Origin of the sequence: Acetobacter sp. DsW_063 (assembly GCF_002153745.1) — a bacterium.
Lineage (GTDB): Bacteria > Pseudomonadota > Alphaproteobacteria > Acetobacterales > Acetobacteraceae > Acetobacter.
This window is the reverse complement of sequence record NZ_JOPL01000017.1, coordinates 26916-50142: the sequence shown is the minus strand read 5'-3', so window position 1 is coordinate 50142 and position 23227 is coordinate 26916. Positions and strand designations below refer to the sequence as shown.

At 60.5% G+C, this 23227-nt stretch carries 18 protein-coding genes and 1 riboswitch; of the genes, 14 read left to right on the top strand and 4 right to left on the bottom strand.

Annotated features, from left to right (window positions below; translation table 11 throughout):
- Window positions 1-12: 12 nt before the first annotated feature.
- Entirely contained in the window at window positions 13-669 is a 657-nt protein-coding gene (locus tag HK28_RS04080; protein ID WP_086643379.1) for a DedA family protein, read from the bottom strand.
- Window positions 670-867: 198 nt separating this feature from the next.
- On the opposite strand from HK28_RS04080, the gene HK28_RS14215 reads away from it, so the two are divergent.
- The 12 genes from HK28_RS14215 to HK28_RS04015 all read left to right on the top strand — a co-directional run bounded on the left by HK28_RS14215 (window position 868) and on the right by HK28_RS04015 (window position 15607).
- Entirely contained in the window at window positions 868-1332 is a 465-nt protein-coding gene (locus tag HK28_RS14215) for a hypothetical protein (protein ID WP_233140340.1), read from the top strand.
- Between the two features lie 2 nt (window positions 1333-1334).
- Complete coding sequence (locus tag HK28_RS04070; protein WP_086643341.1) at window positions 1335-2402, top strand: lytic transglycosylase domain-containing protein; 1068 nt, start codon at window positions 1335-1337, stop codon at window positions 2400-2402.
- A gap of 74 nt (window positions 2403-2476) precedes the next feature.
- A complete protein-coding gene (locus HK28_RS04065) occupies window positions 2477-3346 on the top strand; it encodes an RlpA-like double-psi beta-barrel domain-containing protein (protein WP_233140339.1) in 870 nt (289 codons plus the stop codon).
- A gap of 9 nt (window positions 3347-3355) precedes the next feature.
- Entirely contained in the window at window positions 3356-4696 is a 1341-nt protein-coding gene (locus tag HK28_RS04060) for a D-alanyl-D-alanine carboxypeptidase family protein (protein ID WP_086643377.1), read from the top strand.
- Between the two features lie 271 nt (window positions 4697-4967).
- Entirely contained in the window at window positions 4968-5627 is a 660-nt protein-coding gene (gene tmk, locus HK28_RS04055; RefSeq protein ID WP_086643339.1) for a dTMP kinase, read from the top strand.
- 2 nt (window positions 5628-5629) lie between these two features.
- Window positions 5630-6640: a DNA polymerase III subunit delta' gene (locus tag HK28_RS04050; RefSeq protein WP_086643338.1), complete on the top strand. Its 1011-nt coding sequence runs from the start codon at window positions 5630-5632 to the stop codon at window positions 6638-6640.
- Between the two features lie 269 nt (window positions 6641-6909).
- A complete protein-coding gene (gene metG / locus HK28_RS04045) occupies window positions 6910-8457 on the top strand; it encodes a methionine--tRNA ligase (RefSeq protein ID WP_086643337.1) in 1548 nt (515 codons plus the stop codon).
- Entirely contained in the window at window positions 8454-9281 is an 828-nt protein-coding gene (locus HK28_RS04040) for a TatD family hydrolase (protein ID WP_086643336.1), read from the top strand. The genes metG and HK28_RS04040 overlap by 4 nt, the downstream gene beginning before the upstream one ends.
- Window positions 9282-9353: 72 nt before the next feature.
- Complete coding sequence (locus tag HK28_RS04035; protein ID WP_086643376.1) at window positions 9354-10181, top strand: MBL fold metallo-hydrolase; 828 nt, start codon at window positions 9354-9356, stop codon at window positions 10179-10181.
- 586 nt (window positions 10182-10767) lie between these two features.
- Complete coding sequence (locus HK28_RS04025) at window positions 10768-12714, top strand: PrkA family serine protein kinase (protein WP_086643334.1); 1947 nt, start codon at window positions 10768-10770, stop codon at window positions 12712-12714.
- Window positions 12715-12740: 26 nt separating this feature from the next.
- Complete coding sequence (locus tag HK28_RS04020) at window positions 12741-14054, top strand: YeaH/YhbH family protein (RefSeq protein ID WP_086643333.1); 1314 nt, start codon at window positions 12741-12743, stop codon at window positions 14052-14054.
- On the top strand, window positions 14051-15607 hold the full coding sequence (locus HK28_RS04015; protein ID WP_086643332.1) for a SpoVR family protein: 1557 nt from the start codon (window positions 14051-14053) through the stop codon (window positions 15605-15607). Before HK28_RS04020 ends, HK28_RS04015 begins: the two co-directional genes overlap by 4 nt.
- 326 nt (window positions 15608-15933) lie before the next feature.
- On the opposite strand, the gene HK28_RS04010 is transcribed toward HK28_RS04015, so the two are convergent.
- Window positions 15934-17109, bottom strand: coding sequence for a glycosyltransferase family 2 protein (locus tag HK28_RS04010; protein ID WP_158093390.1), 1176 nt, complete (start codon window positions 17107-17109; stop codon window positions 15934-15936).
- 211 nt (window positions 17110-17320) lie between these two features.
- On the opposite strand from HK28_RS04010, the gene HK28_RS04005 reads away from it, so the two are divergent.
- Together HK28_RS04005 and metA are read left to right on the top strand one after the other, a co-directional pair.
- On the top strand, window positions 17321-18142 hold the full coding sequence (locus HK28_RS04005) for a RadC family protein (protein WP_233140338.1): 822 nt from the start codon (window positions 17321-17323) through the stop codon (window positions 18140-18142).
- Between the two features lie 332 nt (window positions 18143-18474).
- Window positions 18475-18581, top strand: a riboswitch (SAM-I-IV-variant riboswitch).
- Between the two features lie 43 nt (window positions 18582-18624).
- Window positions 18625-19575, top strand: coding sequence for a homoserine O-succinyltransferase (gene metA, locus HK28_RS04000; protein WP_086643330.1), 951 nt, complete (start codon window positions 18625-18627; stop codon window positions 19573-19575).
- Between the two features lie 59 nt (window positions 19576-19634).
- On the opposite strand, the gene HK28_RS03995 is transcribed toward metA, so the two are convergent.
- On the bottom strand, window positions 19635-21509 hold the full coding sequence (locus HK28_RS03995; RefSeq protein ID WP_158093389.1) for a bifunctional diguanylate cyclase/phosphodiesterase: 1875 nt from the start codon (window positions 21507-21509) through the stop codon (window positions 19635-19637).
- 346 nt (window positions 21510-21855) lie between these two features.
- Window positions 21856-23094, bottom strand: coding sequence for an FAD-binding oxidoreductase (locus tag HK28_RS03990; protein WP_086643328.1), 1239 nt, complete (start codon window positions 23092-23094; stop codon window positions 21856-21858).
- Between the last annotated feature and the right edge of the window lie 133 nt (window positions 23095-23227).

Here is a 23227-nt window from a genome sequence, read left to right as displayed (position 1 = left end):
ACGTTCTCGTCGTCAGGCGTGTTTTCCGCCGCCAGAAATATGCCGACCGACAAAAACAATCGCGGCAAGAAAACCAATGACGCCGAGCCAACGCCATGGCCCCAGTGCGTCGAGTAGGGGTCTGCCGACGTGAAGCGATAGCGCAAACAGCGCGCTTGTCCAAAACAGCGTGGCGATCGCGGTCGCCAGCATGAAGATGATGAACCCTGCGCCGAAGAACCCGGACGCCGTGTAGACGGGAAGACGCGTCCCGGGAATGAACCGGCAGATGAACACCACGCGGAACAATGCGGCTCCGCGCCACCAGAGAGCGCCACCTTCCGGCGCGCTGGGTGCGAATCGCTTTTTGATCTGGGCCGACCACCCGCGTGAGTCATCGGTGATTACTGTCATCTGGCGAGTCTTTTCCGCGGGCGCCCAACGTCGTGCGCGCGGCCAGAATGCCGCCAGGCGACCAAGGCCGTATAGACCGGCGTCGCCGATGATGATTCCTGTATATAGCGCCGAAAGGGCGAGCGGCCATGCGATAAGGCCGTCGCCAACGGCGATCGCCGTGAGCAGGGTCGCACCGTCCTCAAGAACAAAAGTCGCCAGGAGAATCGCCACGGCCTGCAGCGCCGGGTCGTGGACAGAAACGGCCAGCCAGGAAGAAAGGGAAGGAAGCGACATGCGCGCTCTTTGCACGATCGGGCGTTCACTGGCCAATCGTCGCCGGGGCACCTGAGCGGCGCCAGAGGCCGATCCCTCGCATGATCCGTGCGCTCCCTTGCTGCGTCGCCGCGCTTCCGCCATAAATTTGAGGACACAGAGCGGGTGCGCGCTCCTTGCATGGTGGCGCGCTGAGCAATGCAGCGACAGGATCATGTTTTGAAATCCGCTACATCCAGAACCTCTTCGCGCTCCTATACACGCGCTTCCGCCGCCCAGGCCCTCAAGCAGAAGCCGTCAACCACAAAACTCGATCCGAAACCGAAGACGGCGCGCGGAAAAGGCGTTCCAGCCGCATTCGGCGGTAAGCGATTTGCGCCTGCCGCGGCTGACGGTGCGCCTGTGCCCGACGTGAAGCGTGACGGAATGCCGACTGCATTGTTCTACTTCGACCGGGAATGGTATGCGGCGAACTACCCTGATGTCGCGGCCGCTGGGGTCGATCCCGCGACGCATTTCATGGAGTGTGGCTGGCGGGAAGGACGGAACCCAAACCCGCACTTCGATTGCAACGCTTATCTTGAAGCGAATCCCGACGTGCTCGCGGCGCAACTCAATCCGTTCGTTCATTTCATCATGTACGGCGTCTCTGAACGCCGTAGCCTGCGTCCGGAAGTAAACTGACGATGTCCACGCCCGAACCTGTCATCGCGCCTGAGCAAACCGGAACACGCAAGCAAACCGGACGGCGGGCTGTTTCGCGCGCCCTGCTGGGTGGCGTGGCGGCTCTGTCTGTTGCGCCCCGCCCGGTTTTGGCGCGGGCAGTTGCTCATCGCGCAGTGGCGTCCGGCGGGGCGGGCGCCTACGAAGCATTTCTTGCCGGGGTCCACAGTCAGGCGGTCGGCATGGGCCTGTCGTCGTCGCTGGTGACCGAAGCCCTGTCGCTGACGCAACGACCGAATGCGAAGGTGCTGGAACTCGATCGTCACCAGCCGGAGTTCACGCTTACCTGGGCGCAGTACCGCGCCAAAGTGCTCAGCACCGGAAAAATAGACGCCGGAAAAGCGGCCTACGCGACAAACCAGTCGCTGATCGGGCAGGTTTCCTCGCGCTTGAGCGTAGACGAGACGCCGATTATGGGAATTTGGGGGCTCGAATCCTACTACGGCAAGCTGACCGGCCATTTCAACGTCATCGACGCTCTTGCGACGCTTGCTTTCGACGGGCGCCGCGCCGCGTTTTTCCGATCCGAACTGCTCAAGGCGCTGAAAATACTGAACGAGCGTGGCATCCCGCCATCCGGCATGGTCGGAAGTTACGCAGGGGCGATGGGGCAGCCGCAATTCATGCCCAGCGCTTATCTGAGCTACGCCCATTCTTTCGATGGCGCCGGTCCTGCAAATATCTGGACGAGCGTGCCTGACGTTTTGTCGTCTATCGCAAACTACCTCTCACGCTGTGGCTGGCTGTCGGGCGAGCCGTGGGGGCAGGCGATTCAGGCGCCGGACACGTTGCAGCAGGCGGAAATCGGGCGCGAGCATAAGCGTTCGCTGGCTCAATGGATGGCGGCCGGAGTGCGGCGTCAGGACGGTGGTCGTTTTTCGCATGAAGACGTTATTGGCGCTGTCGTGCGGCCTGACGGGCCGGGCGGCGAGGCGTTCATGGTTTATCACAATTTCGATGTGATCCGCCGCTACAACCCCTCGGACTACTATGCGCTCGGCGTCGGTCTGATGGGCCTGATGACGACATGATTTCCGCTCGCGCTTTGCGGCGGGCGCCCGGTGCGCCGCGACATGCCGCAAGGCGAGGAGCGTGGAGCCTGAGGTTGAGCGGCGCCCTTGGGGCGTCGGCGCTTGGTCTGGTCTCCTGCCGTCAGGCCTCGTCGCCGCCGACTGCGCATCCGCACTACGTCGTAGGCGCCGCCTATCAGGCGGACGGCCTTTGGCGGTACCCGCGAGAAGAGTTTTCCTATCGGGAAACGGGACTCGCCCTGGTGGACGCTGACGCTCGCCCTGTCGGGACAACCGCCGACGGCGAGGTCTACGATCCGCAGGCGATGGCGGGATCGCACCCGACGCTACAACTGCCCGTGGACGTCACTGTCCGCAATCTGGAAAATGGGCGTGAGATCGACGTGCGCCTTGATGATCGCGGTCCAGCCAGACGGGGGCGGCTTATCTCGCTCACGCCTCGCGCAGCGGCGGCGCTGGGCATGGGCGCCGGACCCGCGCGCGTGGAGGTCGAGGAGATCGAGGCGTCAAGCCGAGGATACGCCGAAACTCTGCCTGGCGGCCCCATGCTTGCGCTGCAGGCGGCGCCGGTTGCGACCGTAACGCGGCAAGAACTGCCGCCGCCCGGGACGTCAGCACCCGGCGTCGTGCGTGTCGACCCGAGGACCGGCGCGTCTGGCGCCGCTGTTACGGGCGAAATCGCCTTGCCTCGATTCCCTGTGTCATACCGACAGGGATTTCCGCGTCCGGGTGGATTATGGGTAGAGACTGGACGTTTCACCCAGCGACGTTACGCCTCGATGGAGGCGATTCGGGCTGGGGGAACCGTGTGGCCCAGTCCAGTCGGAAGCGGTCCGGCCTGGACGGTGCGCGTCGGCCCTTTCAACGGGGTGGACGAGGCGGACGCTGCTCTGGACCGCGCACTGGCGATCGGGTTAACCGGCGCTCATATCGTCGTCGAATAGGATTTGAACGTGCAGACCCGACGCATACTTCTCGCCAGCGGCGCAGCCGCCCTTGCCGGTGGCGTTTCCGGCCTTTCTGGAAACCTTGACGCGGCTTTGGCCGCGCACCCGCGTCGTGGCGGTCATGCGACGCACAAGCCCGCAGCGTCGAAGGCGACCGATGACTCCGGCGCCGTCGTTGCGACTGGCGGCGCGCCCGCGACAACGCCGATCGGACCGGTGGACACCGTCGCCCGCTGGGTGTGCATCGTCGATTTCAATTCCGGCATCGTGTTGATGGAAAAGGCGGCGGACGAGCGGATGCCGCCATCATCCCTCACCAAGATGATGACCGCCTATGTCGTGTTCGGAATGCTGCAGTCCGGCAGGCTGAAGCTCGACCAGTCCCTGCCGGTCAGCGAGCGCGCCTGGCGCATGCAGGGATCGAAGATGTTCGTGCCGCTCGGCGAAAGCGTGGCGGTCGAGGAACTGATTCAAGGAATGCTCATCCAGTCGGGCAATGACGCCTGCATCGTGCTGGCTGAGGGTATTTCAGGGTCGGAGGAGCAGTTCGTCGCGCTGATGAATGACACCGCCGCGAAGCTGGGCATGACCAACAGTCACTTCATGAACTCGACCGGCTGGCCTGCGGAAGGCCACTACATGTCCGCGAGAGACGTTTCCACCATTGCGACGCATCTGATCAGGGATTTTCCGCAGTATTATCACTATTTTTCGGAAAAAGATTTTAAATTCAACAAGATAAGTCAAGGAAACCGTAACGTTCTGGTCGACAAAGGGCTGGCCGACGGGTTGAAGACAGGACACACGGACGCTGGCGGTTTCGGACTTTGTGCGTCCTCACTTCGCGGCGACCGTCGTGTCGTCATGGCTTTGAATGGCATGGCCTCTTCGAATGAGCGCGCGCATGAGGGAGAGCGCCTTTTGTCATGGGCGTTCGCGAATTTTGAAACCGCGACGATCGTTCGTAAGGGGCAGATCGTCGATCAGGCGCCGGTCTGGATGGGCGAAGCGCGAACCGTGCCGGTCGCTGTGGCGCGTGACGTCACCATGGTTCTGCCTCATGGCTGGCAATCTCGCGTCCAGGTCGGCGTGGATTATGCATCTCCGTTGATCGCGCCGGTTGCGGCCGGGCAGGAGATCGGGCGCCTGACCGTGACGATCGCTGGTGCGCCGGCGGCAGTTCCGCCAGCGCCCACCCCGGCGCCCGTTGCAGGTGGTGTGGCGCCGATCGCTCCCCAGCCGTCAGCGGCGACGTCTCTCTCAGTTCCACTGATCGCAAGTGAGGGTACGGGGAAGCTCGGGTTTGGCGGGCGTGTCGCTTATCGCCTGGGGCTGGGCGGACACTGAAGAGATTCAGTCGAGGTGTGATTGCGCATGGCGTTGTTTTTGAAATAAAAAATGACGCCTTGTGAGATGACTTTGAACGCGCCCCATTTGCAATTGGCTTTTTTCTTTGGCGACATATTCAGTGAAGTGTTTTGTTGGAAAACGTATGTAGCGAGTTGTTTTTAAATAAATTTATTAATATCTACCGTCAATTCATTCGACCGCTCTTCAAAGGCGGCGACAATAACTGGACGAACCTGGCCTCGATGGTGTGGTGGGCAATGGAGCAGCAATGACGCGGGGCGTTTTCATCACGCTGGAAGGAGGCGAAGGCGCGGGGAAGTCTACGCAACTGCGCGCTTTGGCCCCGGTTCTGACCCGCATGGGATATGACGTACTGACGACCCGGGAGCCCGGCGGCTCGCCTGCGGCGGAGGCATTGCGAGAACTGCTGTTGTTCGGCGGCGTAACGTTTTCGTTGCGGGCTGAAATCATGGCTCACTTTGCAGCCCGTTGCGACCACGTCGACAATGTGATCCGTCCGGCGATCGAGGCAGGACGGATCGTTCTATGCGATCGTTTTTTCGACTCCACGATGGCTTATCAAGGATATGGACAAGGACACGCCGACCCGGCCGTTCTCGCCCTTATCGCGCGGCTGAGCCGCGAGGTGGGGCTCGCCCCGGATCTCACTATCCTGTTTGAAGTCGCTCCAGCCATAGGGCGTCGCCGGATAGAGGCCCGTACGGCGGCCATAACCGGCGGTGTGGCTGCTCTCGATCGTTACGAGCAGGCTGACCCGTCTTTTCACCTGCGGGTGACGGAAGGGTTCGCCGCAGTTGCTTCGTCGGAGCCGGGGCGTTTTCTTCGTGTATCCTCCGATGTTGACAGCCCGGAGACGATCACCGCCACCGTCGCCAGTCGGATCGAATCTTTCCTGAAGGCGCGGTAGCGATGGCCGCGCCCCGAGGTTCACGCTCCAAGACCGCGAGCGCGGCGGCTCCGATAGCGACGGAAGAGCGACCGCTCGACAAGGCGCGAAGAGCCTCCATGTCCCTGACGGGACATCAGGCCAGTCTTGCGGCCTTCAGAAATGCGTTTGCGACCGGCAGGCTTCATCACGCCTGGCTGCTCACCGGACCAGAAGGTATCGGCAAGGCTGCTCTGGCTTTTCGCATGGCTCGAATTTTGCTCAACGGCGAAGACGAGGCTTCTTCGGCGGGCAGGCAGGTGACGGCGGGCTCCCACCCGGACCTTCTGGCCATCGGCCGCAGTTACGACGAGAAAAAGCAGCGTTTTCGCGGTGAAATCGTCGCGGATGAGATTCGGCCGATTGGCGCCTTTCTCCATCGGACGGCCGCTGAGGGCGGGTGGCGGGTGGTGCTGGTCGACAACGTCGATACGATGAACCGCAACGCGGCGAATGCGCTGCTTAAGGTGCTTGAGGAACCGCCCAATCGGGCGATTCTGCTTCTGACTTGTGCGACGCCGGGGCGGCTCCTGCCCACTATTCGCAGCCGGTGCCGGACGTTGACCGTGCCGCCGTTGGACGACGCGTCGGTGCGCGCCGTTCTGATGCTCGAGGCGAGCGATGCGGAGCCGTCGGAGATCGAGCGCGTGCTCCCGCTGGCGCAGGGATCGCCGGGGCGCGCGATTGCGTTGCTTGCTGACAAAGGCGGTGCGTTGGCTGGCGTTGCGCAGGAAGCTTTGGCTGGCATGAGCGTCGCGCGGATGCTTGACGTCGCGGAGGGAATATCCCGCAGCGACGTCGGATTCCCGCTTTTCTTCACGCTTCTGGCGAACGCGCTGGCGTCGGCGACGCGGCGGGCCGGACGGCTGGAGGAGAGCGCGGCGCTGGCTGAACGCTGGACGAATGTGGGCCGCATCCGATCGGAAACAGAACGCTTCAATCTCGACAAGCAGGAAGCGGTCATTGAAGCGCTGTCGGTCGCTGGCGGGCATTAGCATCAGGTCGTGGCGAGCCGCTGGCCGGTCGTCGTACGCCTGCGTCGTCTACGGCGAATGGAATGCGGCGATAATCCGCCGACATGACCGCCAAACCGTTGTCTGAAGACGGTGATTGCGTGGAGAACATGCCGTCGGGCCTCGCGAGAGACGTCCGCATCCGGTATGGGTGACTTCTATCGACAAGCACGCGGCAGGACCGGCGAATCGCCAAGTCTTGCCTCGCACGCAACCCCTCGACCAGAGCAACCGGGAAGCCAAGAGCAGACATGAGCGGCCGTTTCTATGTGACCACCCCGATCTACTATGTGAATGGCGCACCCCATATCGGTCACGCCTACACGTCGATCGCCGCCGACATCGTCGCGCGCTTCAATCGTCTTTCCGGCAAGGACGTGTTCTTCCTGACTGGCACGGACGAGCATGGCCAGAAAGTTGAGCAGGCCGCTCTGGCCGCAGGGGAAGAGCCGCAGGCGTTCACGGACCGTTTCGCCACCGAGTTCCGCGCGGTTGCGGACGCCATGGGGATTTCTTACGACGACTTCATCCGCACCACGGAGCCTCGCCACAAAGCCGGGGCGCAGGCGTTATGGGAGAAAGTTGCAGCCGGCGGGGATATCTATCTCGGTGCGTATGAGGGTTGGTACGCCCTGCGTGACGAGGCGTTTTACGGTGAGGACGAGCTGGTCACGCGGCCCGACGGTACGAAAGTGGCTCCTTCGGGAGCGCCCGTCGAGTGGATGCGGGAACCATCCTATTTCTTCCGACTGTCGGCATACCAGGATCGGCTGCTGGAGCTGTACGAGAAGCATCCACAGTTCATCGGTCCCGTCGGACGAAAGAACGAGATTGTCAGCTTCGTGAAGCAGGGCCTTCGCGACCTGTCGATCAGCCGCACCAGCTTCAAATGGGGTGTGCCGGTGCCGGGCGACGAAGACCACGTCATGTATGTGTGGTTCGACGCTCTCGCCAATTACCTGACTGCCCTGGGGTTTCCCGATACGTCGGCGCCCCGCATGGCTTTCTGGCCCGCGAACCTGCATATGGTCGGCAAGGACATCGCCCGTTTCCATACGGTTTACTGGCCGGCCTTCCTGATGGCCGCCGGGATCGATCTGCCGTCGATGGTGTTCTCGAACGGCTGGTGGACGGTCGAGGGCGAGAAGATGAGCAAGTCCGTGGGCAACGTGATCGACCCGCGTGATCTCGTCGCGGAGTTCGGTCTCGACGCAGTGCGGTTCTTCCTGATTCGCGAAGTGCCTTTCGGTGGAGATTCAGACCTTTCCAGACGTTCTCTGATATCCAGAATGAACGTTGAACTCGCCAACGACCTTGGCAATCTGGCGCAGCGGACGCTGTCGCTGATCGCGCGCAATTGCGGCGGCGTCCTACCGGAACGCGGTCCGCTTACGGAAGCCGATACGCATCTGTTCGGACAGGCCTCTATACTGCCGTCTGTGATGGCGGAGCAGATCAGCCGGGTCGCCCTGACGGACGCGCTGGAGGAAACGTGGAAGCTGATCCGTGCCTGCAACGCCTACATCGACCATCAGGCGCCTTGGGCTCTCAAGAAGACTGACCCTGTGAGAATGGAGGCGGTCCTTCGTGTTCTGGCCGACGCCCTGCGAGTCATCGCGACCGTACTGCAGCCATACATGCCGGGCAGCATGGACAAGATGCTGACGCAGCTTGGCGTCACGACAGATGAGAGGACTCTTGCTGCGCTGGATACGCCGCTTCCGGGAGGTCGCGTCCTTCCGAAGCCCGAGGGCATTTTCCCGCGCTTCGTCGAGCCTGAAGCAGGAACTGCCCAATGACGGCTCAGGGGGCGGGTCATACGGCGGGCTTGATAGACTCGCATTGTCACCTCGATCATTTTTCGAACGAGGAACTGCCTCAGTTGCTCGACCGCGCACGGGAAGCGGGTCTGGACGGTATGGTGACAATCGGCACGCGGTTGTCTCGCCAGCATGAGCAGAAGGCGCTGACCCGTCATTCCCGACCGGATCTCGCAATCTGGTGCTCAATTGGCACGCATCCGGACCACGTGGATGAAGAAGAGACCCCAGAGGCCGCGCGGATAGCAGAACTCAGCGACGAGCCGGAGGTCGTGGCGATCGGAGAAAGCGGGCTCGATTATTTCCATGGGGCGGCGGAGATACGCCCGCTTCAGCAAGCGAGTTTCCGGGCGCACATCCACGCCGCGCGCCTGACTGGCCTGCCGCTGGTCATCCACGCGCGCCAGGCCGATGATGACGTCGCAGCGATTCTGGAGGACGAGACGGAGACGCGTGGCGCTTTTCCGTTCCTGTTGCACTGCTTCGCGTCCGGGCCGGATCTGGCGCGCAGGGCGCTCGCGCTTGGCGGTTATCTGAGCTTTTCAGGGATCGCGACATTCCCGAAGTCTTCGGAACTGCGCGACATCGCGCGGACCGTGCCGCATGATCGTCTGCTGGTGGAGACGGATTCTCCGTATCTCGCGCCCGCCCCGAAGCGTGGGAAGCGCAATGAACCATCTTACGTCGCTTTCACCGCCGCTACGGTTGCGGATACGGTCGGGCTCGAACCTTCGGCCTTCGCGGGCGTCACGACTGCGAATTTTCATCGCCTCTTCACCAAAGCCCGACGACCGGCGCCTTAAAAGCGGCGCCACCAACTTTTGCGAAGAGGACGTATGCGTGACTGACGGACGGGTGGCTCGGTGAGCGCACAGTTGAGCATCACGGTTCTTGGGTGCGGCGGCTCGTCTGGCGTGCCGCAGATCGGAGGGCCGGACGGGCGTGGTGAGTGGGGTTCCTGCGATCCTGCTGAACCGCGGAACCGCAGGACGAGATCATCTATCGTTCTGGCCGGGCCGGATGGACGACGCATACTGGTCGATACCGGCCCGGATTTGCGGGCTCAGTTGCTGGCGACCGGGATCGGCGGCATCGACGCAATTTTCTACACGCACGCCCACGCCGATCATATCGCGGGTCTGGACGACGTAAGGCCGCTTAATTGGGCCGCTGGCCGGGCGATCGAGGCATTTGGAACTTCGGAGACGCTGGAAGAGGTGCGGACGCGGTTCGATTACGCGTTCCGGCCATGGACCACAAAAGATTTCTTCCGGCCGGGTGTTGTGGCTCGGCCAATTGCGGCTGGGCAGGTTCTGGACATAGCAGGACTTTCGCTGACCGTGTTCGAGCAGGATCATGGAAAGCTGAACTCACTGGGCTTCCGCTGCGGCTCGTTTGCTTACTGCACTGATGTTGCTTCTTTTACGGATGATGTTCTGACGCTTCTTGAAGGCGTCGACAGCTGGATGGTGGATTGCTTCCAGCTCAAGCCGCACTCCGCTCACGGCTGGCTGGAGCGTGTAGTGGAATGGGCAGCGCGTATCCGCCCCCGTCGCACGATTCTCACGCATCTTGGAACGGCCATGGATTGGGCGTGGATGCAGCGCGAACTGCCCAGCGGAATCGAAGCTGCTTTCGATGGGATGACCTTCTCTGTGGAAGGCGGCGCGCTGTCGTCTTCGTCAAGTTCCGACGCGGAATGAAGGCGTTTAACCCGAGAGCCTGACTTAGGCGTCGCAGCCATGAGGACCCGAACGTTACGCGGAGCTTGAAAACGGCGGCCAGGCTTGCCGACTCCCGTTTCGTCCGCTCGCATGTTCCGCGACTCGCAGTATTTACGGCCCCCAAGACCGGGGACCGGACGAATAATTATCAAGCCTTTGAATCTTAAGCCGAATACTCGAGGCTTGCGTCGAATTATCTTACGACCCGCAAGGAGAGTTCGCGATTTTTCTTGAAAATGGCGACGGGGTTTCGATACCGTGACCACACAAAGGCCAGATCGAACCGGACCGTTTGCCTGTTTTTGCTCATAAAGACAAGACCGTCCGAGCGCTTTTCATAATGTCTTCATGGCGAACATGGAAAGGGAGACACAGGCAAACGTAGGCGCCAAGCGCGCCGAAGGCCGAGCGGAGGAAAGCCCGTCTGGCTCGCTCCGAACGAACAGCACGACAGGACAGGTTGCGCCGCGCCGGGCCGCGCGCAGGACAGGAGATTCTGGACCACCGTTCTTATTCGGCGTGATGACATGAACGGTGTCATCCGCCCTCGCGGAGATCGATATTGATGGCTTCTGTGTCGAACGTTTTCTCTCTCGCCACTGCGATGCGCGACCGCCATCGCGAGACTGAAATGAGCCTTTCAGATTATCTGGAACTCTGCCGCGACGATCCTTCCTGCTATGCCAGCGCCGCCGAGCGCATGCTCAAGGCGGTCGGCGAACCGGAGATGGTCGACACCTCCCGCGACGTGCGTCTGTCCCGCATCTTTATGAATCGCACGGTTCGCGTGTACCCGGCCTTCGAAGATTTTTACGGCATGGAAGAGACGATCGAGCAGATTGTCGGCTTCTTCCGCCATGCAGCGCAGGGGTTGGAGGAACGGAAGCAGATTCTCTATCTGCTTGGACCTGTCGGGGGCGGCAAGTCGTCTTTGGGCGAACGGGTCAAGACCCTGATGGAGCGCGAACCCATCTACATCCTGAAAGCCGGTCGGCATCTCAGTCCGGTGTTCGAGAGTCCACTGGGTCTGTTCGACCCGTTCTCGATGGGAGAGGCGCTTGAGCGGGATTACGGCATTCCTCGGCGGGTGTTGACGGGAATCGCCAGTCCCTGGGCGTTGAAACGGCTTGAGGAATTCGACGGCGACCTTTCGCGTTTCACGGTTGTAAAGCTGCATCCGTCCAAGCTGAAACAGATTGGCATAGCCAAGACCGAGCCGGGAGACGACAACAATCAGGACGTCTCGGCGCTGGTCGGTAAAGTCGACATCCGGCAGTTGGAGCATTTCAGCCAGAACGACCCCGACGCCTACAGCTTCTCCGGGGGACTCAACCGGGCCAATCAAGGCGTTCTCGAATTCGTGGAGATGTTCAAGGCGCCGATCAAGATGCTTCATCCTCTGCTGACGGCGACGCAGGAGGGGAATTATGTCGGCACAGAGAATATCGGCTCCATTCCCTTCACAGGCGTTATCCTTGCGCACTCGAACGAGGCCGAGTGGCAGACCTTCCGCAACAACCGCACGAACGAGGCGTTTCTTGACCGCGTCTGCGTCATCAAGGTGCCCTACTGCTTGCGAGTGACGGAAGAGTCGAAGATTTACGAGAAGCTGATCACGTCGTCTGCGCTTAATGCGTCTCCTCTCGCGCCGAACACGCTAGATATGCTCGCGCGGTTTGCGGTTCTCTCGCGCCTGAAAGCTCATCCAAACTCCACGCAATATGCGAAGATGCGCGTCTATGACGGAGAAAATATCCGCGAGACAGATCCCAAGGCCCGCACGATGCAGGAGTATCGGGATTCCGCTGGCGTCGACGAAGGCATGGACGGCATTTCGACGCGCTTCGCCTACAAGGTGCTCTCCGCAACGTTCAATCATGACTCGACCGAGATATCGGCCGACCCGGTGCATCTGATGTACGTGCTGGAGCACGCCGTCAGACGGGAGCAGTTTCCGGCGGAGGTGGAGGCGAATTATCTCGCGACGCTCAAATCGGAACTGGCTGGCCGTTACGCGGAGTTTCTCGGCAACGAAATCCAGAAGGCTTACCTGGAAAGCTACAACGATTACGGACAGAACCTGTTTGACCGGTATCTCGACTACGCTGACGCATGGATAGAAGATCAGGACTTCAAGGACCCGGACACCGGACAGATGCTCAATCGTGATCTTCTTAATGCAGAGCTGACGAAGATAGAAAAACCTGCAGGGATCGCCAACCCGAAGGATTTCCGTAATGAGGTCGTGAAGTTTTCGCTGCGGGCGCGAGCGTCGAATGGGGGAAGGAACCCGTCGTGGACTTCTTACGAAAAAATCCGCGACGTGATCGAGAAGCGCATGTTCAGCCAGGTGGAAGATCTTCTGCCTGTCATCAGCTTTGGATCGAAGAAAGACGGGGAGACCGAACGAAAACATGACGAGTTCGTCGAGCGTATGGTGGCGCGCGGTTACACGGAACGGCAGGTCCGACGTCTGGTCGAATGGTACATGCGCGTGAAGCAGTCCGCCTGAGTGTCGCTTTCGGAAGGTCATGCCCCTTGGAAATCATCGACAGACGCTCGAACCCGCACGGTAAACATCTGGAAAATAGAAGACGTGCTCTGACAAGGGCGCGCGATGCGGTGCAACGCGCCGTTCGCGACGCAGTGGCGAATGGTAAAATCAGGGAGGCCGGGCAGGGAAGCGCTGTGTCGATTCCAGCTGACGCGCTGCATGAGCCCAGCTTTCATCGTATTTTTACGTCGGGGTCTCGCAACATCGTCCTGTCGGGCAACCACGAATTTTCCCGCGGAGACAAGATTCGCAGGCCGCCGGGGGGCTCCGGCAAGGGGGGCTCGGGAAGCGGCAACGCCAGCGACGAAGGCGGGGGGGAAGACAGTTACCGGTTCCTCTTGTCGCGTGACGAGTTTTTGGACCTTTTCTTCGGCGACCTCGAACTGCCTGATCTGGTGAAACGAGAGATTGCGACGACAGAGGTAACGGCGCCGAGCCGCGCGGGCCTGAGCAACGATGGCTCCCCATCGCAACTCGATCTCGGGCGCACCATGCGTTACTCGATGGCGCGTCGTATTGGCCTCGGACGTCCGAAACCGGAGGAGTTGATCGAAATCGAGGCGCGTATCGCCGCCCTCGAGGAGAGCCGCCCGCTCTCAGCCGCCGACGTCGATGAACTCGAGGCGCTGAGGGAACGGCGAAGCGTGCTGCGGCAGCGGCTGAACCGCATCCCGTGGGTCGACCCTGTCGATTTGCGCTACAGGCGTTTTGCGCAAACGCCAAAGCCTTCAACGCGCGCCGTGATGTTCTGCGTCATGGATGTCTCGGGCTCTATGACGGAACGGATGAAGGATCTGGCGAAGCAGTTCTTCCTGCTGCTGCACGTGTTTCTCGAGAAGCGTTACAAGACGCTGGACGTGGTGTTCATCCGCCACGCGGAAACAGCTGAAGAGGTCGATGAGGAAACGTTCTTCAACGACCCCAGAACCGGCGGCACTGTGGTTTCGACGGCGCTGGAAGAATTGCTGCGGGTGCAGAAAGCGCGATATCCGTCGCAGCACTGGAACATCTATGTCGCTCAGGCGTCCGATGGCGACAATTCCACCTCCGACACGCCAAGGACAGCTGAGCTTCTGGAAAGTGGAGTGTTGCCGCTCGTGCAGTATTACGCCTACATCGAGGTGATGGGGTCAGGGGCGATCATCAGGGGCGACACCGATTTGTGGCGCACCTATCGCGGGATCGCGGCGCGAAATGAGCATCTTGCGATCCGGCAGGTTTCTGATCGCAAGGAGATTTTCCCGGTCTTCAGGGAGTTGTTCGCACGACGTCCTGCAACGCAGGGGGCTGGCGCATGAATGGGGCAGTGGAGAAAGCAACGGGCGGCAAAGGGCTACTGTATCAGGGGGCGGAATGGAATTTCCGCGTTATCCGCGACTGCTATGACGCCATCGAGGAAATCGCTGAGGAAGAACTGGGCCTTGATGCCTTCCCCAACCGGATCGAGGTCATCACGTCCGAGCAGATGCTTGATGTCTACACCACCAGCGGCATGCCGCTGACCTATCAGCACTGGTCGCACGGGAAGCGCTTCGTCAGCCACGAAAATGCCTATCGGCGCGGCCTGATGGGACTGGCTTACGAGGTGGTGATCAACTCCAACCCCTGCATCAGCTATCTGATGGAGGAGAACAGCGCGACGATGCAGGCGCTGGTCATCGCGCACGCGGCCTTCGGCCACAATCATTTCTTCAAAAACAACCGGCTTTTTCAGGAATGGACGGATCCGTCGCAGATTCTGAACTATCTGGAGTTCGCACGCGGGTATATCGCGCGCTGCGAGGAAGCGCATGGGCAGGAGGCGGTAGAGCGCATTCTTGACGCCGCGCACGCGTTGCAGAATCAGGGCGTGCATCGGCACAGCGGCGCCAGGCGGATCGACTTGAGGGCGGAGCAGGACCGCGCCCGAGAACGGCGCGCGCATGAGGACCGGTCTTACAACGATCTCTGGCGCACCCTTCCTGTTTCGGAAGGCGCCGCCCCGCCGCGTGAGCACGAGCGCGACGCCCTGCGTCGGAAGTTTGGACTTCCTGAAGAAAACATCCTGTATTTCCTTGAAAAACATGCTCCGAAGTTGGCGGCGTGGGAGCGCGAAATCGTCCGTATCGTGCGATTGATCTCGCAGTACTTCTACCCGCAGCCGCAACTCAAGTTGATGAACGAAGGCTGTGCGACCTGGGTTCATGACCGAATCATGACCCGTCTGCATGAGCTTGGCCGCATCGATGACGCTGCGTTCATGGAGGCGATTCATTCAACTACGAACGTGATTACCCAACCGGGCTACGAACAGGGATCGACCAGTTTCAACCCGTATGCGCTCGGCTTCGCTATGATGAAGGACATCGCGCGTGTCTGCGTCGATCCGACCGAGGAGGACCGGCGCTGGAGCCCGGACATCGCGGGTAATGGCGACCCGTTGGGCACGCTGCGGCACGCCTGGGCGGAATATCGGGACGAAAGCTTCGTGCTGCAGTTTCTGTCGCCACGCGTTATGCGCGAATTCCGCATGTTCCGCCTTCTGGACGATACTCGGGAGCCTTATCTGCTGGTCGACGCCATTCATGACGAACATGGCTATCGCGACATACGGAGGACTGTCGCCGCGTCATACGACCCATCCACATTCTATGCCGAGCTTGAAATCGTGGATGTCGACATCCTTGGAGACCGCACCCTTCGCCTCGAACATCGGACCAAGAGCGGGCAGCTGCTGGCTGAAAGTGATATGAAGCTTACGTTGAGGGGGTTGGCCAATCTATGGGGCTATAGGGTCGTCCTCGACGAAATCGACGCGCCGAGCGGCAAGGTTCTGGCGTCACACGAGGCGAATGCGTCGATCGGCGGGTGATTGGGCGGTATTGCAGCGGTGAATCTTGTTCCTGCCATGCGTAAGCTGTTCTTCGACGTTGGAGACGAGCTGCTTCGGTGTGAGGCTTCGTGTTTCTGAGTTTGCGGTGGGAGAAGGACGGGATTGAGAGGCGGACAAAGTGCCATGAAATCCTTGGATTGAGTCATCGGGATTCCAGCTATGGACTCATCGATCACTTCTGAAAACAAGGTTTCTTTTTTTGCCGCTGTTCTCGAACCGCGATTTGCGAAGCCGATAATAATCCTTCACTCATAAACTATATATTTCGAGTGACGGACCTCTCCTGCGGTGGTTCCGCACGAGGATTATCTGGCGGCTCCTGCCACCGGGCGCGCGACGGGACGTCCGAACAAGGCCTTGATTCTTTTTTTCAGGGAAGAGGGCACTGCGATTCTGAAGGCGATCCGGGCAAGCAACGTTAATGCCTTTTTCCAACCTGCCAGACGGAGCGCATCGTTGAGACTACCTGCGAACGCCATACGGATCGCGGCCGACATAAGAGCCTCCTGGAACGCTCCGCAATTGGCGGACGCGCAGGTAGTCTGTCCAGTCGCAAGCGCCTGCCTGATAAACGTAATGTCGCTCCCGTCAGGCTCGAAAGGCCGATAGTAGCAAAGTTCGAGAAGCTTTGCCGAGGCAGCCAGACTAAGCCATCGGCGTTCGTCGCTCGATATCCGTTCGGCGATCAGCGCCATCATGTCCTGAAGCGAAACAGCTCGGCTGATTCTGTGCAGCAACGCCTCGTCGAAACCGATGTCAGGTTTATTTTCCGACCGCCGTTGCGCCGAGAGCGCGGCAAGTTGCGACCATATCGCCGCCTGCCGCCCGCGAACGATCGAGGCGCTCGAAATGCTGTCGTCGTGAATCCTGTATGAGCCGAGGCAATCCTGCAGGTTGTGCAAGCGCCCAATGGCGCGAAGACGCCAGTAGAGATCAGAATCCTCCGCCACCTGCAGGAGACGGTAACCACCGACGGCCTTTATGGCCGCCAGACGCGCCATCAGAAGAGGTTGCAAGATATAAGGTTCCACCGCAGGAATGGCGCGTGCATCCGCCTTGTCGGGATCTTTTCTTGTCGAGACTGTACCGAGCAGGACATCCTTGGCGTCGATATGGCGCGCGCGTGCGGACACGGCGACGCATTCGGGATTGCTTTCCAGATAGGCGAGTTCCACCGCAAAACGGTTCGGGTCGGATAGATCGTCCGCGTCATGGCGCGCGAGATAGGGCGCGGCGCACAGCGCGAGACCGGCGTTCAGAGCCGAGACGATTCCGCCGTTCGGTTGCGTGAGCACGACGATCCGCGCGTCCTGCGCGGCGAGACGTTCAAGAATGTCCGGCGTATCGTCCGTTGAGCCGTCGTCGACGACAATAAGGCGAAAATCCCTGAAACTCTGCGCGAGAATGCTGTCGATTGTCGCTTTGATAAAGCGTCCTGCGTTGTAGGCGGACATTAGGACGTCGATTTTTGGCGCAGACATTCTCTCTCCCCTGGCTTGTTGCGCGAAGGGCGCGCGCGGGATGGGGTCGAAAGATTGCATGAGCCGAGCCGCTGGTCACGCTTTCTAAAAACGGGCTATTTTCTATAAAACCACACGATCCAGCGGGCGCTTGGCGCGGCGCCCGGTCGCTCGCGTTTCGTCCGAAGTTTCTGAGCACTAGCGCCCATATGTTACAGGAGTAAGCATCCGCATGACCAAGACAGGCGGCGGGTTTGCCGACATGCGGATGGCCCCGCAAAAAGCCGATCACGACGCCATCGGTAACTCTCCCCATGCGCGTCATCCAGGAAATGCCGAGGCTTCGTCGCGGAGTCAGCGCGTCGCACCTCCGGGCGGCGGCTACCGCGAATCTGCGCTTCCTGTCGAAGCTTGGAGACAGCTTCTTGATGGCGCGGCGCCATCACTGGACGACGTGTCGGTTCTTGCGGCACTGATCTCTCTCGCAATGCCTAAGAACGAACGACCCGAGGCGCTCGCTGGAACGCTGGTGTCACGCTTCGGGTCTCTCTCCGCCGTTCTGACTGCCTCAGAGCAGGCGTTGCGTTCTGTCGCGGGCGTCGGCTCGCACTTGGTTTCGGCCTTGTGTGTCGTGCGCGACGCTGCGCTGCGCTTCCATCGCGCCGGGTTACAGGACATTGACGTCCTGTCGAATCGGGAGAGGTTGCATGCCTACCTTTCCGCAGTCCTTGCGCGGGAAGCGGTAGAGCAGTTCCGTGTTCTGTTCCTCGGCTCTGATGATCGCCTCATCGCGGACGAGGCGCAGGCGCGAGGCACCGTCAACCACACGCCGGTCTATCCTAGGGAAGTGGTGAGAAGAGCCTTGGAGATAGGCACGGTGTGCATCGTTTTGGTCCACAATCACCCGAGCGGCGATCCGACGCCGTCGCAGGATGACGTGGCCATGACGCGACAGGTGACGGCGGCGGCGGCGGCTCTTGGTCTTACGGTGCGCGACCATATCATCGTCGGGAATGGGCGTTGGTTCAGTTTTTCTGACGCCGGGTTGTTGTAACAGCCGGCTGGATGTTTCTCATCCCGATGAGCGTCGTATGAAGAAACTGTCCGAAGAGTGCTCATGAAAACGCTTGCGAGACGAGGTTTTCTTCTGGTGGCTGATCTCGTTAGGGCGCGCTCGCCGTGGCGGGGGTTGCCGATGAACGTAACGCGAACCTACGGCACAAAATGCTCTTGTTGAGTCGGATGCACAGGAGGCCCTTGAGCAAATACGGCCACGCTTCGGGTGCAGGCTGTGATTCGGCCAGACTGCAGATATTCGCTGAACGCATGAATAACCGAGGTCGCAAGCGGTGTGGCTTGACTGCGCGATCCGGCGCACTATCACTGGCGGCACATCAAGAGTTGGGCCGACGCCCGACGCCAACCTGCCGTCCGGGCAAGGTGGCGCTTCCGAAAGGGGGGATGTGGCCACGCCGGCAATCAAACGGAGTCCGCCACAGCGTCAGTCCAGATTAAAGCAGGACGACGCAGGACAAGATGCCCATAAAGATTCCCGATAATCTCCCGGCCCGCGCCACTCTCGAGGCGGAGGGCGTCATGGTCATGGGGGAGACTGACGCCATCCGTCAGGATATCAGGCCGCTCCGCATTGGCCTGCTTAATCTCATGCCTAACAAGATCAGCACCGAGACGCAGATTGCGCGGCTTATTGGCGCGACGCCTCTTCAGGTCGAGTTGAGTCTTGTGAGCATGACCGGTCACGTGTCGCGGCACACGGCGTCCGATCACATGACCTCGTTCTACCGCCCATGGGACGCGGTCCGGCAGGGACGCTTCGACGGTTTCATCGTGACGGGAGCGCCAGTGGAGCGCCTTCCTTTTGAGGCCGTGACATATTGGGATGAGTTACGGCGGATTTTCGACTGGACGCAGACGAACGTACATCACACGCTCACAATCTGCTGGGCGGCTCAAGCTGCGGCGTGGCATTTTCACGGAATGCCTAAGCACCTGCTGTCGGAAAAGGCTTTCGGAATCTTCGACCACGCTATTCTGGCGCCCGCGTCTCCATACCTCGTGGGTTTCTCTGACGAAGCGGCGATACCGGTTTCGCGCTGGACCGAAGTGCGGCGCGAGGACATTCCGTCCGCTAGCGGTCTGGAGGTTTTGGCCGAAAGTGCGGAGACGGGCCTGTGCATGCTCGATAACAGGTCGCACCGTATGCTCCATATGTTCAACCATCTGGAGTATGACGCCCGCTCGCTTGCCGCTGAGTATTTCCGGGACAGGGAGGTGGACCCGGAGACGGCGTTGCCTTGCAATTATTTCCCCAACAACGATCCTTCTCGCAAACCGTCGAACAGTTGGCGCAGCCATGCACACTTGTTGGCGGCAAACTGGGTAAACCATATCTACCAGACGACGCCATTCGACTTGTCCGCCGTCGGACGGGAACAGCGCTCGCAGGAACTGGCAGAGGGTGCGTGAGGCGATCAGGTAGGCGTATCTGCGCGCGGTGTTGTGCGGATACGGGGCCAATTCATAGGCTAGAGAATGTTCAGGGCCGATCCTTCGATCTGATCTGGCAATCTCAGCTCCAGCGCGAGTGCGCCGCAACTCAGATTCGCCACGGCGTTTGCATCTGCTTCTTCGGGCGCAGGACGTCCGAAAAAATATCCTTGTACTTCCACGCAGCCCACATCGCGGACTTGTTGCAGATGTTGCTGTGTCTCGACGCCCTCCGCCACCGTCGTCACGCCGAGCGTATGCCCCAGTCGAGCGATCATATTGACGATGGCAGCGCTTTCGGGCCGGTGGGCGGCTTCTCGTACGAACGAACCGTCGATCTTGATCTTGTCGAAAGGAAACGAGCGGAGGTGAGAAAGGGAGGAAAATCCGGTTCCGAAATCGTCAAGCGCAACCCGGACCCCCATGGCGCGTACCGCCCGAAGCTCGGTTACGCAGTCGACTTCCTCGCTGAGCAGAGCCGTCTCGGTCACTTCGAGTTCGAGCCGATGATTCTCCAGCCCGCTCTGAGCCAGCACTCGTTCCAATACCGGAAGCAGCGTTCCCTGACCTAATTGTCGGGCGGAAACATTGACCGCAACCGTCTCCTTGTTGGGCCATGTCTGGGCCGTTTTGCACGCTTCGAGGAGAACGAATTCTCCAAGTTGATGGATAAGACCGCACTGCTCCGCGACAGGAATAAACTCTCCCGGAGATACCCAACCGCGTTGAGCGTGATGCCAGCGAACCAACGCCTCTCGGGCAACGACCTGACCCGATTCAACATTCGTTATCGGCTGGTAGAACACAAACATACCGGAGCGTGCGTCGAGCGCCTCGCGGAGGTCGTTTTCAAGTCGAACGCGTTCGAGAAGGCATTCAGCCATGGCGTCGGTGAAAATCTTGACCGTTCTGCGTCCAGCCGCCTTGGCGTTGTAAAGTGCGATGTCCGAGTGTGCGATCAGGATATCGGCGGCTGAGCCATGATCCGGAGCAATGGCGAGGCCGACGGAGGCTCCGATCTGCACGACCACTCCAGACGACAGCCGATAGGGGGCGCTCAGAGTTTCGATTAGTGCGCGTGCGAAAGCGATCAGGGATTCATGATGCGTATCGTCAATGATCAGTGCGAATTCGTCGCCGCCGAGCCGCGCCACCACGGCGTCGCGTCGCCCGGCTTCCGCGATAAGGCGTTCGGCGACAAGTTTGAGAAGATCGTCACCCGCGACATGCCCGTATGAGTCGTTGACGAACTTGAAGCCGTCCAGATCGAGGTAGAGCAGGGCGAATTTCGGCTCGGGCGCAGCAAGGCGCTCTTCTATACGCTCGAAAAACGTTGCGCGATTAGGCAGCCCGGTCAGTGAATCGTAATGCGCGAGCAGAAGGATGCTTTCTTCGGCGGCGACCTCGCGGGTGGCGAGGAACCACATGAGCATAGGTCCGATATAGCGACCTGCTGCGTCTTCCAATGCAGTGGCCCGCATTTCGATCACTTCAAAGCCGATGCGGATGCGTTCGCTGTGCGGTAAATTGGCTTCGTCGGCGAACAGGGCCTTATGCCACTCCGGGTCCCTGTACAGAATGTCGAGACCAGCGCCGACAAGACCACCAGGATCGACGGCAGGCGCGTTAAAAATCGTCGCGAGAGAATGCTCCGCAAGGCGATTGGCGTAGGTCACGGAGAAATTGACAACGTCGACCGTCATGACTGCGACCGGCAGAGTATCCAGCATCGTCTGCAACCGTTCGCCGTCGCGCCATCTGGAGGACGCGTTCGGGCGCACGCTTCCCGTGTGGGGGGCCGCAGCGCTCAGACTGCCGTTGGCGATCATGGCGTGTCGACGATTGAAACGGTCTGCAATCAAGTGTTCGGTCTCTTTAGGATGTATGAAGGAGTTCATGTCGGCATTGGCCATGAGAGTTTCCATGCGCATTCAGCCGACGATGCCGTCAAAAAACAGCTTGAGACGATTCTCTTTTTTGACCGCAATGGGAACTCTGGGTGGGTTTTGAACTACGCAGCATGTGCTTGACAAGATACGCAAAGCTTTACCGTACGCAGGTAAGCCGCCAAAGGCGATCTGTCAGTCGCGTCGCGGGCTGATACTTTCTTGTTGTAAATGGTTTTTCTGTGGCCATCCGAGAAACTGGGTCACAACTTTTCTGTAAAAATCTTAATTTAAAATCGTACAGGCAAGAAAAAAAATAACACAAAACTACCGAATGCGGGCACGTCGGCAGTTCGCGACGCGCCCGGTCTCCTCAGAAGCGCGACGGCGTATAGGGAAGGGGGTCGATATACGGCGTCTCCCCGTTCATCATTTCGGCCAGCAGACGCCCGGTCGCCGGGCCGAGTGTGAAGCCCTGATGCGCGTGGCCGAAGTGCAGCCACAACCCCGGGTGGGACGTCGCTGCGCCAATGATCGGCAGCATATCCGGCGTGCACGGACGATTCCCGAGCCACGGGGCGTCTTCCACCGCCCGTCCGAGATCGAAGAGTTCGCGTGCGCGCGCTTCGGCGCCGACGAGTTGTCTGGGAGAGGGCGGGGCGCCCAGTTTTGCGAACTCTGCGCCGGTCGTGACGCGCGTACCCCGCTTGGCGGGCACCACCACCATGCCTGCGACCGGATCCATCACGGGCGTGTTAAGAGGAACGTCGGGTTTGTAATGGAGGTGGTAGCCGCGCTTTATGAACAGCGGGTAGTTGTATCCCAGCTTCGTCATCAGCCGATCCGACCAAGGCCCTAGCGCAATTACGGCTGAGGAGGCGTCGATCAATCCGGCATCTGTGCCAACAGTCCAGAACGCGCCCTTGCGGGTTAGCGTCATAGCGTCGCCCTGAACGATCTTGCCGCCCTCGCGCTCGAACAGCGCCGCGTATCGCTTTACGAGTTCGCCCGGATCTCGAACCAGCCACGGATCCGTCCAGTGAATGGCGCCCGCCATCCTGACCCGCAAGGCGGGTTCGCTCGCAGTCAGAGCGTCTGCATCGAGAACGGTGGAATTGACCCCGAACTCCCGTTGAAGGCGGCGAGCCGACGCTGTCTGGGCGTCAAAATCCGTCTCGGTCGGAATAAGCTGCTTGAACCCTACGCGCGCAAGCAAATCCTCCGCTCCGGCGGCTTCGATCATCGGGGCGTGTTCGGACAGGCAATGGCGGATCAGCGCCTCATAGCTGCGGACGATCGAGCGATAACGACCCGGTCGACTGTTCAGCCAGTAACGCGCCAGTGGCCTGACCAGTCCCGGCATAGCGTCCCAATGATACGTCGCCGAATTGTCGCGCCCGAGGCCGATGCGGGCGAGCATCCGGATATCGTGAGGGAACTCATGCGGCTCTACGCACTCACGCTGTATAAGGCAGGCGTTCCCGTAGGACGTTTCTTCGCCAGGCCCCCGGCGGTCGACGAGTGTGACTTCGAACCCCCGTTGCAGCAGATGCCACGCTGCGCCGACGCCACACATGCCGCCGCCAAGAACAAGTACGCTTCTACCCGCCATGTCTACTCCAGCCGGTTGATATGACGCTGCGCAGCACGCGTCCGGCATTTGAACACAAAAGAGAAGGCGCGACCTGTCGAATCGGGCGCGACGCCTCTCGCCCCGCTTCCGCAGGCCGTCTCGTAACGATATC